At 50.2% G+C, this 16,857-nt stretch carries 6 protein-coding genes; all 6 read right to left on the bottom strand.

The annotated features are described in order from the left end of the window. Positions 1–337: 337 nt before the first annotated feature. The 6 genes from CWB98_RS16135 to CWB98_RS16160 are packed head-to-tail and all read right to left on the bottom strand — an operon-like array spanning position 338 to position 16,850. Positions 338–4,447 carry a poly-gamma-glutamate synthase PgsB gene (locus tag CWB98_RS16135; RefSeq protein WP_138545795.1) on the bottom strand — a complete coding sequence of 1,370 codons (4,110 nt, stop codon included), beginning with the start codon at positions 4,445–4,447 and terminating at the stop codon, positions 338–340. Beyond that, positions 4,437–8,771 carry a hypothetical protein gene (locus tag CWB98_RS16140; RefSeq protein ID WP_138545796.1) on the bottom strand — a complete coding sequence of 1,445 codons (4,335 nt, stop codon included), beginning with the start codon at positions 8,769–8,771 and terminating at the stop codon, positions 4,437–4,439. Before CWB98_RS16140 ends, CWB98_RS16135 begins: the two co-directional genes overlap by 11 nt. Continuing rightward, positions 8,759–9,517 (bottom strand): hypothetical protein, encoded by a 759-nt coding sequence (locus tag CWB98_RS16145; protein WP_171045683.1) that lies wholly within the window; start codon positions 9,515–9,517, stop codon positions 8,759–8,761. The genes CWB98_RS16140 and CWB98_RS16145 overlap by 13 nt, the downstream gene beginning before the upstream one ends. Continuing rightward, complete coding sequence (locus CWB98_RS16150) at positions 9,507–11,804, bottom strand: hypothetical protein (RefSeq protein ID WP_138545798.1); 2,298 nt, start codon at positions 11,802–11,804, stop codon at positions 9,507–9,509. Before CWB98_RS16150 ends, CWB98_RS16145 begins: the two co-directional genes overlap by 11 nt. Further along, positions 11,791–14,904 (bottom strand): poly-gamma-glutamate biosynthesis protein PgsC/CapC, encoded by a 3,114-nt coding sequence (locus CWB98_RS16155; RefSeq protein ID WP_138545799.1) that lies wholly within the window; start codon positions 14,902–14,904, stop codon positions 11,791–11,793. The genes CWB98_RS16150 and CWB98_RS16155 overlap by 14 nt, the downstream gene beginning before the upstream one ends. Continuing rightward, the gene (locus CWB98_RS16160; protein ID WP_138545800.1) at positions 14,904–16,850 is read right to left on the bottom strand and encodes a hypothetical protein; all 1,947 of its coding nucleotides are present in this window, start codon (positions 16,848–16,850) and stop codon (positions 14,904–14,906) included. The genes CWB98_RS16155 and CWB98_RS16160 overlap by 1 nt, the downstream gene beginning before the upstream one ends. Between the last annotated feature and the right edge of the window lie 7 nt (positions 16,851–16,857).

Below are 16,857 nucleotides of genomic sequence, written 5' to 3' on the forward strand. Positions count from 1 at the left end.
TCAATTTTAACTAATCCCATTTTCTTACTTTTACACGGTTTGGTCAATTAGAAATCAAAAAATGACTGTTAGTTCCGATTTATGCCTCAGTATCAGAGGATGAAAATGGTACCAAAGGATTGGTTTCTATCATTTGTGTACCTAATACTTTTACATGTCATCTGGACAGTCACAGTTCGCATTTTGCACAGTTTTGTATTTTGCTATGCCTGTCACAGCCATTTCGCTTAATAAAAGTGCATAATGCGAAACTAAACGGTATCAGAGTCATTCACAAATGATTGGAGCAAGGAACGTGCCCACACTAGGCTGATGTGGGCAAATAGGTATATGAGCGTTAATCCCTGCCGCGATTAAGCCAGCACTCTGTTAGCCAGCCTGGTTTTTGGCCCCGGTTCAGCGCTGCTAGCACCGTGATGGCGCGCTCCGGCGTGATCCGCTGTGTGGCAATATCCTGATAAACCTGTTGAGCGGTTTTCTTTCTTTTTACCGCTGCACCGGCGTCAAGAAACGACTCAACCACTTGCAGTACAAAGCGTGTAACAGCAGAGAGACTTTCTGGCCCCACAGCTTGTTCGTCGCTGGCGCTTTGTTGAGTGAGCCGCTCGGCCAGGTGGCTGAGCTCGGCCTGAGCGAATTCGCTTTGTGCTTGAGGGAGCTTGCTGAGGGTTTGCAGCATCTGTGAAAAATAGTCGCGCTCAATACGGTTGACCTTATCAAGTTGCGTCAGTTTATTGAGATCGCGACGAAACTGAGCATGACTGATCTGTGGCTCCAGCAGCCGTTCACAGCTGGCATGCAAAGTATGCCAGTGTTGCCAAGCATAAACATAGTTTAGTCCCGGACCCTTGATGTTTTGCATGCCGACAATTAACTGATGCTGCCCGGCCAGCCCCAGACGGGCTATCCGATTGGTGAGCTCATCCGCGGTGATATGGGGATTGTCTAACAGGAGTAATTTGCTGTGCAATATACTGCTCAGCACTCGGCTGAGTTGTTTGCGGTTTGCTGCCAAGTCTTCTAATGCACTCAGGGAGTGCGCCAATTGCCAATTCTGGACCCGCAACCGGACAATACCTTGCTGGGCTTTATCGTCAATATGCTCAGTCAGTGTTGCCGCCAACAGGCTGTCATCAAACAAGTGCGTTGTATCCAACAGGGGAGTTTCAAACAGGCTGTTTATCTGCTGAATAAAGTGCTCCGAGCTTTCTCCGCATTTCCATTGTGTCAGCAGACGCATCAGATCTTGCTTGTCATTGTTATCAATCAGTCGGTTAACCCGGGTATCCAGTGCTTGATCCAGATAAGCCTCGAAGCCATCAACATTGCTCCCGATCACCACAATATGATCGAAACTGAGATCTTCCACTAGGATCTGTGCAAATACTTTTGACCGTGCAACCCGGTCATTACGGTTGTTAAGCAGCGCGATGGTTTGTGTCTCTGGTTTGTCGTTCAGGTCGAATAAGCCAAGACGACGCCAGTTTTCCAGGGTCGCCAGGCGCTCATTGGCTGACATACTATTGACGAAAGACTGAGTCAGATGATCAACCGGTGCCGCTGTAAAATGCTGCAGTACGCCAACATCCGGCACAATACGCTCGGCGGTCTCTTTATATACATAATCTTTATCAATGCCGATGTACTGGGCCATTTTACATACCAGGGCAATGTTGTCCGGGTGCTCTTCATACGGGTATAAGGCGCGGATATCCGGCGTGATTTGAAAACCATCACCCCAGTGCAATTGGATCAGGGTAGATTGCTTGTGGTCCGCTGCCCGATTCAGAATCGGGGCCATGGTTTGTTCGGCGGTAAAGATCTGGGTGTGGCTGCCAATAAAGGCGGCCATTTCCCGTGCTACATCAACACCGCTTGGGCCGAGGATATCTTCATGATCCGGGTATGTATTGGTGATGGTGGTGAAGTTATCGCGCATCCAGCGACGCAGGATCCGCACATATCGGGGTGTCAGGCCCATACACTCCCATAAAAAAACATCCGCGCGCACCGAGCGGGCAAAATCCAGTACATCGCTTTGTTCCCAGATACTGGCTTTGTCGAAGGGTCTGAACAGGGGTAATTCATACTGCTCCCCCGAGCTGCGTGCGAAAATCATCATGGCCTCACACCCGGTTGTTTTAGTGACCACACGCAGTGCCAGGCTACTGAACAAGGCCGCTTTGAGCCGTTCGGTACCTGATTTTCCCCGGGTGCCCCAGCCGCCTATGGTCACAGGGATTTTCGCACGGTTGCTGCGAATTTTGCGATTTAGCCGAATATGACGAAACCAGAAATATGCAATAAAGGTCGACACAAAAAACACCAGCTGACCTATGCTGTTTTGATAAATAGAGTAAAGGTATTCTTTAAAACTGTAGCCCAGATTAACCAATACCCCAGGCACGCCTGCCCGGGCAAACAATTTTGCAATACCCGGCTCAACCGGGAAAGTGCAGTCAAGTTCGCTGCCATACGGTTTAAACTCCAGGTCAAAGCCCAGTTTGCGTAGCTGTGCAATATAATTTTGCTGCTCCAGCGCATTGCCCTTGCGCAGGCCATCGATTTCAGCGTAGTTGACTGACAAGTGCCAGTAAGCCCGGACCCGCTGCCACAGGCGCTTTGGCGGTGTCACCACCAAAATACCATCGGGAGTGTAGTTTTTACCACTGGTCTTGAGCTGATCCTGACTGAGTACCGACAATAAATAGTCAGGCAGGGGCAAATGTGGCCGCGCGCTGGCTTCTTTGAGGTGGTAAAGCGCTTCACCAGGGACATTTGTTGCACTGATCTCGGCCGTGGTACAACTGGGTACATGAAGTTGTGCAGAAGGGATTTTGGCTTTGCTATGGCTGAAGCTCTGACGCTTGTCTGTACTGGGTGTAAAAAACTCATGCCAGACTCGCCAGAAGCGCCGGCGGCGTTTGTAGTCTATCTGGATCCGCCAGCCTTGCTTTTCACGATAGGCGTTAAAGCTTTGCTCGTGCTGAGCCAGCATGCTGAGCGCTCGTCCCAGTGTATCCTGATCGATATCGCCGGGCAGGTACACAGTTTCTTGCTCAGCCAGTGCCTGGGCAAGTTGTGCGTGCAGGCTTTGATGCGTGAAGCTGATTAGCTGCTCTCTGGTACGTGCAATATAGCGTCTGACTGCCAGGTTGGGGTCACGCTCCAGCGCCTGATTTAATACACCCAGATAACGTTGCATTAAAACTGTGTCTTGATTGCTTGAGGTATCGTCCAGTGTTGCTTCAACGGCCTCATTTAGCATGAGTCTGGGGCTTTGCTCCAACAACATTCGCTTAACTTCCAGACATTCTTCGCCAAGAAGATGGGAACGCCATAATTCAAACGCATACCCGTCAGCAGCAAAACGAGCAGCGGTAAGCTGCTTAACCAGGGTGAAACGTACGGAGTCGACTACTTCATTTTCGAAGCGTTGTTCCAGTAATTCTCTAGCCAACTTGTCAGGCAGGTTGCGCAATTGCTCAATACACACCTGGCGTACACGCGCAAACGGGTGTTGTGTCAGTTCACGCAGTAGTGGAATATCCCGTTCTGCCAGTGGATACTTATTGGCCAGAATTCGAGGCATGGCAGCCACAATGAACAGCTGATCATTATGCTTATGGATAGATGTATTATCACCAAGCGTTGTCTCTACATAGGCCCACATATAACTACGCACAAAGGTCGGGCGCTGGTGGATCAGAATTTCAAGAATATCTATAATGGCCTGGTAAGGGGTATTTTCTGCATCCAGTAGCTCTATGAGTTCGGCAACCAGTTCGCTGTCCAAGTCCGGATCGGCTTTAAATTCATTGATCACGGAAACCTGATTGACCAGAGCGCGGATCATGCCATGACGGACGTGGGCGTTGTTACTGGTGGCCATTAAGCGCAAGAAAAAGGGCTGTAAATCCAACTTTTTCCAGGCCTGTTCCAGTTCATTATCTGACATACGCAGATAGCGGTTGGTCAGGGCACCGAGTTTGGCAATAAAAAAGCGCAGATCTTGCTCCAGATCGGCAACCAGTGTTTGATATCGTCCTATGACGGCACCTTCATCGAACCAACGAGCGAATGCTTGCTTGTCTTGCTGCAGCATAGTGCCCGAAGCCCCCAACGTTTCCGCATACTTGAGAATATGTAGTTGTTTCTCCGTAGCCAGCTCGGCTTTGCTGAGTCGTTCTACAAACGACTGATAATCTGCATCATGCCCTTCCAGCTGCTCGTGAAGCCGCTCAATTTTATGGCGCAAAAACGCAATGCTCTGCAGCAGCTGCCAATAGTCTAACTGTTCGTCTTTCGGCTGATTTTGTAATAGTTCCCATCCGGCCAGCTCATCGATCAACTGCTGGTACTTGTGACGGTGCAGATTCAACCAGAACTGCTCAGTATCGGCAAATAATATTGCCTGAAGCTGGTTTTTTAATTGGTTATCTGCCATACAAATCCTGCTCTAAAAAATGCGTCAATTGCAGCGATTCAAAGATAATCTCGTCATGTGCAAACGGGTCAAAGCCACTGCGCTGCAAATTGCCCAGGGTGACCTCGAAACGAATGCTATGGTTATTTCGGAACCAATCCTGTGTCCAGTTCAGGCTGATCCAGCCGCCGGTGTTTTCGCTAAAGTCGAACAGCGTTTGCCAGCCCAGCGTTGTCAGATACTGCCAGGTCGCATTGGGGCGGTGATCATCGGCAAACACATAGCCACTGCTCAGGCCGACTGAAAAAATATGTCCCTGATAGTATTGTTGCCAGACACCACTTAATGAAGCCACATCGAGTGAAGTCCAGTCGTCATTGGAGGTGGTGGAAAGTTCGGCACTGAGCTGACTGTCTACACGACTCTGATGGCGGATACGGTAACCACCACGCCAGCCATCACTGTGGTTGTATCGATAAAAATTGAACATAGCATTACTGATGGTCTCATCCGCCAGATAGTCGTCTTTTTCAATACTGGTGTAGTAATAAAACGGTTGCCACCACCATTGATGGCGCCAGTGCTGATCCTCGCGCCAAATTTCTCCAATGGTCACGGCCCACTGGCTGGTCAGGTGTGTTTCCCGGCTCAGTGGTGACTCTTGCCAGCGGTTATTCCACAACGCTTTGGCGAACCAGTCGTCCTCATCATCAAGCCAGTCATACTGGCCATTGATACTGAATGACGGTTCACTGGTGTTATTCAGGCGGAAGAAGCTTTCCAGCCGATACCAGTGTTGCTTATGTCGGTTACGCAACCGTATACCCAAATCCAGTGTGTGTTCCGATCCCAGCGGTTCACTACTTTGATAGATACCATCCCGATTGTATTGCATGACGCCTTCAACATGGGTGAGGTTGCCATCGCTCTGCATAATGGGGTCACGGTAATGCGTTTTTGTTGGGGTATATACCAGTGTGGGCTGGCGCACTCTGTATGGCTGTACGGGCGGTGCTACGGCCAGTTTATGGCGATTGGGATCAAGTTGCCAGCGATAAAGTCTGGCCAGGCTCGATGTTTGTGGTGAAAGTGTCAGCAGTCCGGCCGGATAAAAACCTGACTGCTCGCGACGGGTATCCTGCTCGACATATTCCAGTTTAAGAATGGCGTCTTTACTCAGTTTAGCGGTGATTGGGTTGTTTTCATTGCCATAGTAAAAGAGTTGCTCGGCACCCAAGTCGATGGTTTGCCAGCGGCCTTGTTGATAAGCCTCTACCTCAACACTCAGGAGCTGTGCGGCAAACGGGTTGAGCCAACGCAGAACCAGTCTCCCGCTGGCTAAATCTGCACGAGTTAATCCAAGTTCGCTGCGGTTGCTATCAAGACGCCAGTGCACGTTGTCGTTGGCTCGTTCAACACTCAGTTGCGGCCGCTGATGTTGTTGCAATAACTCCGCATTGGCGAAATGTAAGACCAGCCTGATCTGCAATGACTGCAATTCCCTCAGATCCAATGCCAGGCTATGGTTAGGACGTAAAATCAATCCTGGTAACTCGTCATCTCGGCTGGTATGACGACTAAACTGCTCAGCGGCGCTGCGTGAGGACAGCGCAGATAAATCGACCAGTTGGGTGCCCGCATAGTTTTGATATGCTTCGAATGCTTGCCAGTGACCAAAGCTCTGGATGCGGTTATACAGCATGTCCAGTGCCGGGTTGGGGGGAGATTGCATCAGCTTTGCTGACAGGGCGGTATATTCATATTCACTCAGTGTCTGGCGTTCAAGACGATATAGCGCATTGAGCAGCAGAGTGCGTTGCAAAGCATCGGACTGTGTATCGCCAAGCGGTGTTTGATAGAGCAGCGACATAAAGTCGTCCTGCCACAAAGTTCCTTTCAGATCCTGGTCTGAAGTAACAGTATGCGCAGGCGGTAATGCATCAAACTGTAACAGTATCAGTTGGTCACTACTAAAAGTGAGTTGCTCTGCTGGTTGGAGTGCAAAATAACCGGTACTGGCTATGGATAAGCGTGGCTGATCTTGCTCGTCAATACGCAGCGTGGTCGTCGCAGGCACGTCGTTAAATATTGGTATTATATCACTTTGTGCTGAACGATGTGCTTGCAACCAGACTATCTCGCCTTGTTGTGCCTCTGCGGCCTTTGCTCTGGCACTGACTCTGAGAACCATAGGACGATGGGCGGTAAGAGTGATACTTTGATTGACGAGAGGGTACGCCGAGGTGTTGCTTGTTTCGCTGAGCAGTGTGCTGACACCATGGTGATGTAGTGAGTAATCAATAGCCGGTGGATGGCTGGCAGGCTCCGTATAGCCAAGCTGCTGTCGGACAGGATGCAAGACATCATTGTCTTTACGTATGTCATGGCTTAGCCACAGAGCATAAAGGTTTTGTTGTAATTCAACAAAACTGGTACGTAGTGCTTCTTCGCAGGCAGGCAACGTTTTGTGCCACGTACTGCACAAGCCCTGAATGCGATGAATTGAACGAGTGTTCTGATAGTGATTCAATAGTTGCTGAGCGGCATAGTGTTGCAACTGAGGGTAAGGGTGGCTTAACAGAGCGCCTAGATAACGCTCCGCAGTATTATGTTCTCCCAGCGCAGAAAAAGCGGTCAGACGCAGCTGCCAGGCTCTGATCACGACTTCCTGATGCGGGCTGTCTATCAGTGACTTCAATAAAGGCAATGCCTGCTGTGGATCTTGCTTTACCATCATTTCTGCTTCGCCGAGGCGATAGTGCCAGTGGCTGGCACTGAGACTGTTTTTAGTGTTTGTGTGTTGCGGTTGAGTCAGCTCAAATCGAGACAAGCCTTGCTGATAGGAATGGGCAAGCCTTTGTAACTGTTGTTCCAAACGGTAGGCAATAGCCGGGCTTTTGTCTCTGAGCAGACCCGGGCGCTGATATAAAACGGCATTGTTTGGCAAAGATTGTAACTCTCTGACACGTAGAGCAAGATCCACTCTAATGGGGTCGTTGACTGTGACACTGAGTTGCTGTGCGTCCAGTGGCAGAGGCAGCTCAAGCATGGCAAAATGTCCGGATGGCAAGAGATCTATGGTGTGCCGATAACTGTCTATTTCCACTGTCAGCTGGGTGGCACTTGTTGTGCGGGTATACAGTCTGAGTGTCGGGGACAGGCGTTGTTGATCAAATAGTTCGAACTGAACAGGGCCCGAGAGGGTATGGTAATGCAGCAACTGACGCTGTTGGGTTGCATACAGGCGGTCTGTTGCATGGCGGTAAGCCTGCGTCACCGTTTGCTCATTAACGTGAGTAGTAAACGGGTGTTCGGCGCGTTTTGGCTGTAAAAAACGCACTGTGCCTAACGTATCTTGTAGCTCAGACAATCGCTGACGCCCCAATGTACTGCTTTGCGCCAGGTCCGCTGAGTGTAAAGCCGAGATAGTGTGGTGCTGGTAGACCTGCTCCAGGTGCCATTGCAAGTTATCTGTCCAGTATGGGTTAAACAGGGATTCTGGCCAGGTTTGTGCAGCGTCGGTATCAAACAAACCTCGCTCCATACGCACCAGGTTAAGCAGAGTATCCCCCTGGGCTTCGAGCCGCAGGTAACTACCCGCTGGTACGGCGATATAGTCACTGCTAGCCAGGCCGATAACCTGGTCATCATTGAGTTTTACGTCATGGGTCAGGCGATGTTTGCGCAACTGAGGAGCAAATTCCTCGGCTGGGGTATCGCTCAAGTCTATCTGACTGACTAAAGCATCATTCAGTCGTGCAGAGACTATACCTGGCTGCGTCGGGTCGGGCAGAATACGCCGAGCGTTTAATCTGAGCTTTGTTGCCTCGGCAAAAAACAATTGAATACTCTGTCTGTCGTTTAAGCGGTAATGTGTGGTGTGGGTCTGCGCTTCATAGAGCTGCATTGCCGGTAGCGCCAGCTTGACCGGAATGCGAAACGGATCCCGGTGTCGATGAAACAGGCCTTGCCAGGCTGAGAATTGCTGGACCTCTTCACTCGGATTGTAAAAGCGGATCAGGCGTGTAGTGCCAGCGGCAGGCAGCTGACACCGGTTTTGCTCACACTGAAGTTCAGCCCGGGTAATACGCTGCATGGCGTGAGGAGACTGTCCCTGCCACATTTGAATGACCTGTACTTCGCTCTGCAGACTGAGCCAGCGGCCAGCCGGAAGCAGGATGAAACGTGATTGTTCGGCATCCAGATTGATGTCCGCGGCATTACGATGCAGCTGCAATGTACCGGGCTCGAACCAGTCTGGTGCACTGTGCAGTGCCGCTGGCTGTGCCTGCGCAGGCAACAAAGCACTTGTCAGGAGCAGGAGCAAAACAATCAAATAAGGCATAGGGCAAACTGTTCCAGAGTTTGAGGGTTTGATACCAGCCGCTCTCGCATTGGGCGACTTATTTCAATATGAATAAAAAATCCCGCGGGTAAGCCGAGACGATGCATTACATTGCGTGTACCACCCAGCTCAGATACCTGATGCGGGTATTGATAGGTATGCTCGCTGATCTTTGACAGACATTGAGCTAATTGTGTCAAATCTGGGGTATTTTGTCTGCCCTGACTAATAATGAAATCTGCCAGACGGCCATGTGCTGTGCGGCGCTTGTTCTGATTAAAGCCATGTATTTGGTATAAATGACTGACAGGATAGCGCCGAGCGAAAGCCTGTGCCGCAGCGGCATGCAAACCACTGGGACGGTGTGAGTAGTCCATACTGTACAGATCCGGACTCGGCTCATTACGGTGCTCTGTATTGATGACCATGACCTGGCAGCGAGTATTGAACACGGCCTTACCTATTTTGCCAGTCAGTTGATCATGAAACTGGTGAGGCACAGACAGCATACAGGTGCTTCCCTCAGGGCGAAAATACAGATCACCACCGCCAAACTGAGCTGAACTGGCACGTAAAGTGATTAACCCCGGTTGGCTTCGCAATTGCCAGGGTGGCAAGGCAACCGGTTGTGCAAACCAATTGTACAACACTTGCCAGCTGGGGCTTTGCAGCTCGGGTGTCTCTTTTGCGCATCCATTATCAGCTAGTAGCAGTAATGACAGGAAAAAAAGTGCTTTAATATTCATGTTGCCACCATTGCGGTTGAGGAGGTGGTGTTGCATATTCTTCCAGCAAGGCAAACCACAGGGGTTGCTCCGCCGACAGGCTTAGCTGATGTAACTGCTCAATGTCCGAGCCAACAGTCAGCGTGACTGAAGGGTATGCAGTTAGCTCCGGGTTTTTCGGGTGCAGTAAAAAAGCGGGTAAACCTTGCTCAGGAGCCAAAGCATAGCGCTTGCGCGAAATACTGTATTCATCGCTAAAGGCACGACTAAAACGCCCATCCAGTTGGGTACTCATCACGAGTGGATGCTCAGGACGTTCGCCCCGGACAAAGGGTTTAATGACTATCGCCATCGGCTTGTCTTTAGCACGATAATCCTGGATCAACGTCTGTCCTGGTTGTAGCTGAAACAAGCGTACTTTCCAGTAATCACGAGGCATCCCCTGATTGATAAAGTACTGCGAAGACGTACTTGATAAATCCGGCAAGCTATCCAGCTGCGTGATGTCTTGCTCGGTGTAGCGGATCCCATTATCACTGAGAGTAATTAACCGGGGAACTGGCGCAGAGGCTGGATCACTTTGTTGGAGGCTGAGCTGAGCGCGTTGCAGCTGCGCCAGACTTTCTAGTGGCACATACTGAAACGGAGCTGCCGGTTGTGGTGGTGCAAAGTACTTGGGCGGACTGTAGACCAGTGCAGTATTCGATACCGGTAAACGCACAAACAGGGCTTGCGACAGGTAGCCGGTTTGTTTTTCCTCTAAAGGAGGCGGTGCGCTGAATAGCCGCACCTTAAGGATTTTCTGCTGCTCAATAAAATCAAATTCGTTATCGGCACTTTGGCTAAACCAGGCTCCGACCTCAGTGAAGCCGGTTTGTGGCGCATCACAGAGCGTGGCACATACATAGTTCTGATGATGCATTGCACCGTGACGGCTCTGCATTTTTACAGCGACTTGTTCGGTACTGCCGAGCGTGATTCTATGTGCTTCAAGGCTTAAGCGCAGAAATCTTTTTTCGCTGTCGGAAATGGCTTCTCGTCGGGTTTCCGGGGTGATTAAACGGTCAAAGCCACTGTTCAAACCCGTTAGAACGAGCTCCTCAGAGCGCAGTAGCTGCTGCTGGGCATCATACACCTTTGCCTGTACTGTGCTGCCCACTGGACCACGCATATCGAGCTGGATATCGCTGCCGCCTTGGACGGTGAACTCGGCCAGGCTGGCCTCATCCAGCTGATAGTAATAGCTGTGTAGTGGTGCAACGACTTGGTCCAACTCGTCCCGCCAGGTAGTGATCATCTCAGAGCGAGAGCGGATTACCAGCAATCCTGGTTGCAGATCCGGTAACAGAAATCGCGTCGGGTCATCCGTCTTTATCATGCTCAGTGTCACAGGCGATTGGTGCTGTGTGAGGTCGTGCCAGACTAGCTGCAGGTCACTGATGTTTCCTTGAGTTTGTACGCTCAGGTCCCCTGTATTGGTAAGGCGTATCGAGGCGGCAAGCCCTGGTCGGGTGTAGTATCCGTCCAAGTCAAATTGCTCGGCAGAAAAATCATAGGTGATCACATTATAGGGCAGAGACTCATAGAGAATATCAGCGTCAAAATCGATACCGGGGATCCCTTGTGGCGCCAGTTTTCGCCAGTCGTAAGAGACCGCATTGGTAATTTGCAACGGCTGCAGACCACTGCTGCCCAGTGTGTGATAACTGGTCATCCGCTCCCGCCATTGCTGAGGTAACTTCAGCCAGGTCCGGGTCACATCGTCCGCATTGGTTGGGGTCTTACCATGGATACGCACCACAACGCCGCGTAGACTGGGCTCTTCCGGAATTAAGCGTAAGGAAATTTTACTGGCGCGAGTCAGCTGCTGCCAGTCAACATAAAATGATTGACCAGAGGTGACAGCCAGCGCCTGGCGGTCCTCAATCAATTGTTTAACCTGTTGCTGGCCTTCCTCCAGTGCAAGCTTAGAAGCATGATGATAAACATGTTTCTCCAGTTCATTATCCTGACTGTCCAGCAGCCGGTATTCAATTGCATAATTGATTGGCTTATCGAAAACGGTTTGGCTGGCAAATATAGCGTTCGACAGTACGCGAATAGCAACGGTCCGTGATGTAGGAAAAGTATAAATGAGCGGACGATCCGGGCTTAGCCAGTGTACCACAGAGCGGGTTTCTTCTTCACTGCGCGCCGCAATACGTTCAGCTGAATTCAGCCAGACATAAAAATGCAGTGCAACACGGTATCCGGCCAGTAGCACGAGGATTATCAGCAGCGCCTGTAGTACTCGCTTAATCCAGTACATTTGGCCCTCCTTGCATCATTTGCTCGAGTGCTTCAAGCGTAATTAGCCGGTTGCGCTGCGCAAGATAAACCGCAGCGGTTTTGCCAGCCAACTGTAGTTGCAGGCCGAGTAACCCATTGTCGGAAAGTCTGATTGCTTGCAAAGTGCAGCCTGATTGGCCGTCGCATAAGGCACTTAACCAAGGCAGATGCTGGGTTTGTGCATAGCGGTTGATTATCGTGTTGAGTCTTTGTCTTTGTTGTTGCGATAAATTCACCCAGTCATCTGGTCCTGTTGCAGCAAGGCGTACCTGCATAAAGTTGGGTTGTGCGGAGACGGCAAGCAATCGCTCCTGAAGCGCTTGTTCAGAGACAGCATAGTGTTGCTTGAAATCGGAAGCCAGCCATAGGGTCGCCAGTTCACTGTCTGGACTAAATAGACGATAGCCTGACTGCGGAGACGAACCAATCTCAAGCCCTCGGGTAGCAATCTGGCCAGAGACTTTCTCTACTGTTACCCCTAATCGCTTCATAGCCTTATGCAGTGCATTAATGGTAGACGTATGTCGAAAATCAGGTTGAGTAAATTGATACGCAATGGCACTGGGGCGGATCTGCGAAGGCGCGCTGTGACTCCGAACCTGCAAACTTAACACCGGCATCCCCGGGTTGTGTCGCACCGCACTTTGGTGTACCACATTATAAAGAGTCCGCGTGTTAGTCGGCGCCATTACGTTGGCTTGTTCACTGGCATATGGATGGGCCCCGGCAATGAGCAGTGCCTGGGCGCCACTGGTCTGGAACAGGTCAGTTGCAAACTGTAGCGTATTACTTTCGAATAGCGGTCGCGGTACCTGAATGGTTAGTGGCACAGTGGCATTGAGGTTAATGGCATAAAATCCCTGTCCTTGCTGGTAATAGCTGACTTCAGGCAAAGGACTGATGATCACCAGACGATGGGTATCATTGATGATCAGTTGCAGGCGGTAGCCTACCATGTTGGCGAGTCGATTAAGCTGTTGCAGACGATTAAGATCATCCTCATCCAGCGAGCGTGAGCGTAGCTCATAGGAGAGTTTGAATAAAGGTTCCAGGACCTCGTATTCCCACAGTGCCGCTTCGTTTTCTGCGAGCATACGAAAATGGCCGCTTCCTTTGGCACTAATATGTTGAGAAAACTGAGTGACCAACTCTTCGAGCGACAGGCTGAGCCGTTCGACAGGGTACTGAGGTGCATTCACATTGCTTCTTGCTGTATGTGACAAGAGGGTAGCGTAACTCAGGTTGTCGAAGTAGGTTTCCAGCATGGCTCCCTGATAACCTGGATAGGGCAAGTTGTCCTCACTGAGCAGACCGAACTGGCTGCGCTCAAATCCCAACAGGCGGGTGAGTTGACGCTGTGACAACGAGTCGGGCAGTTGGTTGTAAATCCAAAACTGACTGTTGTCGACAAAGCGCGTTTGCCTCAACTGCGGCCGTGTGTATTGGTTAATGGCCCTAAGCTGCAACACCTGATTGGTGTTTAGTGCGCTAATGAAGGCCTGATAATAGGCGCTTTGTGGCCGTGTCTGTTGACTGGCTACCGATGGTGTCACCCGAGTGCCCAGAGCCAGTGCACTGCTCCCTAAAATAGCAAATAGTTGCCCGGCGGCATCACCTGCCAGACGTTCACTGGTCGGATAGGGCACGGTCACTATATGTTCTCGCACAGGAGATTTTGCCAGTGCAAACAAGCCTCTGGGGTGCGTGGTCTGGGCATCCTTGATCACTAACGTGGCCGGATTATCAATAAGTATGAAGCCCAGCTCGGCCAGCACTTGGGCAGCACGGTATTGGATATCGGGATCCTGAGGGTCCTCATTCAGCAATCGAATGGCACCTCTAAAACGTTGCAACTGCTGCGCCTGCTGATAATGGCTAAGGTTCAGCAAATCGTACCTTGCGGTGTATAGGTAGCTTTTGTATTCACTGACATGATGACTCAGTGGCGCACTTTGGGCTTCATCAACCGCCGCCGGTTGTGTTGGGCTGTGGAGTAGAGATGGCACAAACATGATGGCGAAACCGATACCAAATGCCAGCAGGCCTCCGATCATGGATGTCTGAAAAGTGGCACGCAGTACCAGACCCAGAGCGTTTTTCTGATAGATTTTAAGTGCCAGCAAGGTGGACAACATATAACCAAAAGCAAATGTGTCTGTAGCTTTGAGTGTCGGAAAGTAATCGACCACAAAGTAATTCAGCAGCAGCTTGTAGATAAATCCAATGTTGAAAAACAACAGCAACAGCCGGGCACCCTCAAAGTTTGCATGTTTGAGTCGGGTAAAGTTAAGCAAGATGGCGCCCAGAGACAAGATCACCGTCGTTTCGATAAAGGTAGTGAGCAGTTTGCTGGGTTGCATGAGCTGTAGCGCCAGCAGTGCAGGTAGCATAATACCATTGAACTCCCAGCCGTAACGAATATTGGCCCGAGAGGCCAAAAAGGCTGTGATAACCAGGATGATATAGGCTTTGGGTGCTGCCAGGATAGAAGCGGCAACCGCTTCGTACATGATAGCGAGGTTAGCGATACTGAAATTGGTAAACGGCATCAGAACAAACCGCACCAATATAAAGGTGATGGCCAGCTGGACTAATGTTACCCGCATGCCATAGCGAAAACCGCCATTCCACATCACATTAGCGGTCAGAGCAATGATCACTAGGCCCAGACTGTAAAGTTGCCCCGCGTAGTCAAAGGTAATATCCCACAGCGCCAACACCTGACCTACCTGAGGCCAGAACAAGGTGTCCATAAACACCCGGACCAGAATACTGATAAGAATAATGGCAAAGAAACGGTCCCTGCCAAACATTTCTGCATATCCCAGCCGCTCCATCACTACTTTGGCACTAAATCGCATCAAGACATAGACAACGATGGCTTCAATCACAATAACGACGGCAGACACGGGGCTGACAATCAGCAGGGGCACCAGATATCCGGGCACCACCAATCCAGTGAGCGGAAAGCCAAAACGCAAGTTCAGCATGCAAACAACGGCAATGCCCACCCAAACGGTGGTGATAACAGACTGGCCCAGCCCGCTTCCATCTGGAAAAAGTGGTAACACCCAATCCATTACAGCGTGCGCTCCTTATTGATGTCGCTATCGCTACTTGGCGTCACAGACGTAAGCTTACTCAACAGTGCATGCGGGTCTTCAAGTTGCTGCAACAGAGTTGTGATGTCGATAAATTCAAACAATATACCGGCAACCGAAAAAGGCTCTCCTATGGTACTGCTGACCTGATTCGCGGAGAGTGAGCGAATATTGAGGATATAAGTGTCTGTGCCGAGTGTTGCCGGCAGAAATAGCTCACCCTGTTGCAGGGTCAGGTAGCGCAGCTTGCCTTTGAGTGTCTCTTTTGGCATCGAAGTGATTTTATCCAAGAGATCTAAAGCGGTCATTTCGAACAGTGCAAGGTGATGCTTTTTAGCCAGCTGTTCCAACGGTTGATTGGTTTGTACGACCTGACCAAACAAGTTAAATAACACCGCAGCCGTACGGATCTGATTGAAAACTTGCTCCAGCGTAGAGAGCTTTTGTTCCATTTCACCAATGGCCGACTTTACCTTCTGACTCAGCGGTTTTTCCAGTGTCAGAGTCAGTGCTCGGGTCAGGGGGCTCAAGGAGGCACGTTGCTGATTTTGCAGCATTCTGTAATGGAACAGTAGCTCACCAATCTGACTGGCGAAGCGATTGACATTCTTTACAAAGGCTTTTTCATCGAACTGCTCATTCGGGATCACCGTCATTGCCCAAAACCCCCGAATGTCACCTGCATACATTAAAGGCACAACAAACTGGCGTTCAAGCTCCTGAAGCCCACTGAAAAAGGGACGTGAGGTTTGCACGGCACCAAAGGCTTTTATGGCGTCGGAATAAGGCGGGCGCTGATAATCGCGGCGCTGCTCTACGATGTCTTCAATATGACAGTTAATGGCGCGGATCTCTTCCAGTCGGTGATCACCTTCCAGGCGAGCAAGAAAAATAGAGCGGTTGAGTGCCAGTTGCTGATTCACCAGGGTTATAATGGCATCCCAGGGCGTACTTTCGGTACTAATCGAGCGGGGTAAATAACGACCCATCATGCGCTGGTGGACATTAGCAATCAGCTCGAGCAGCTCGTTTTCTTCAAGCCATTTACGGGAGAAAAACACCCACAACATAGTCACCAGGTTAATCACCAGGAGCTGACCTATGGGTAGTAAATACTGGAGTGTGACCATCACCACATAGCTGGCCAGCAGGCCTGCAATAGATAAACAGGCTGCAATAATGATGCTTAGTGTGAGCGTATTCTTCTGATATACGATAAGTAATAGTGCCAGCAACCCCAGTTGTAACGCCACTGACTGCCACTGTGCCAGGCGAGTAATTAACTGTTCTTTTTCCAGACTGTCTGCAACATAGGCATGCAGATAGACCGGATTGTTTGCACCATGCAGCTTGGGTGCCCTCAGTGGTATGCTAAAACCGAGTTGTTGCTGAGCAATTAACACAACTTTACCTTCGAGCTGGCTGAGCAGGACATCTTCTTCAAGCAACCGGGTGCTGGAAAACTTAGGTAATGCGCTGGGTGACAGCGCAAAGTTGATCAGTTTACCGGTGTTGAGGTGTTGCGGTCCATAAATGCTTTGCCAGACATTTTGGCACTTTTCCCGAGGCTTACCGAGCACCATGTTATAGCCTAACCAAGGTTGTATGTCTGGCAGACAATAACGTGGATCCGCGAAGGGAAAGTACACATTGGCAAACGACATGCTCTGTTTTGACACAACATCGGAAAGCACAACAACGGCATTGACATTATGCTTAAGTAGCTGAGTGATGAGCTCAGATTGCTGGCGTTGCAAATTTGGCGACTCAATCACCACAATATCACTGCTCTGCTGCTCAAACAATTGATTAAACTGGCTGTATACATAGGCATTCAGGCGTGCAAACGAGCCGTGTACGGCAAATACCAGAACAACTAAAAACAGCAGTAAAATCGACCAAAACGGCTTTTGTCGCTTGATCATAAAAACT

Origin of the sequence: Pseudoalteromonas rubra (assembly GCF_005887115.1) — a bacterium.
Lineage (GTDB): Bacteria > Pseudomonadota > Gammaproteobacteria > Enterobacterales > Alteromonadaceae > Pseudoalteromonas > Pseudoalteromonas rubra_F.

Excerpts from the sequence above, each read along its gene's own strand:
- CWB98_RS16135 (WP_138545795.1), bottom strand. The coding sequence starts at position 4,447 with ATGGCAGATAACCAATTAAAAAACCAGCTTCAGGCAATATTATTTGCC.
- CWB98_RS16140 (WP_138545796.1), bottom strand. The coding sequence starts at position 8,771 with ATGCCTTATTTGATTGTTTTGCTCCTGCTCCTGACAAGTGCTTTGTTG.
- CWB98_RS16145 (WP_171045683.1), bottom strand. The coding sequence starts at position 9,517 with ATGAATATTAAAGCACTTTTTTTCCTGTCATTACTGCTACTAGCTGAT.
- CWB98_RS16150 (WP_138545798.1), bottom strand. The coding sequence starts at position 11,804 with ATGTACTGGATTAAGCGAGTACTACAGGCGCTGCTGATAATCCTCGTG.
- CWB98_RS16155 (WP_138545799.1), bottom strand. The coding sequence starts at position 14,904 with ATGGATTGGGTGTTACCACTTTTTCCAGATGGAAGCGGGCTGGGCCAG.
- CWB98_RS16160 (WP_138545800.1), bottom strand. The coding sequence starts at position 16,850 with ATGATCAAGCGACAAAAGCCGTTTTGGTCGATTTTACTGCTGTTTTTA.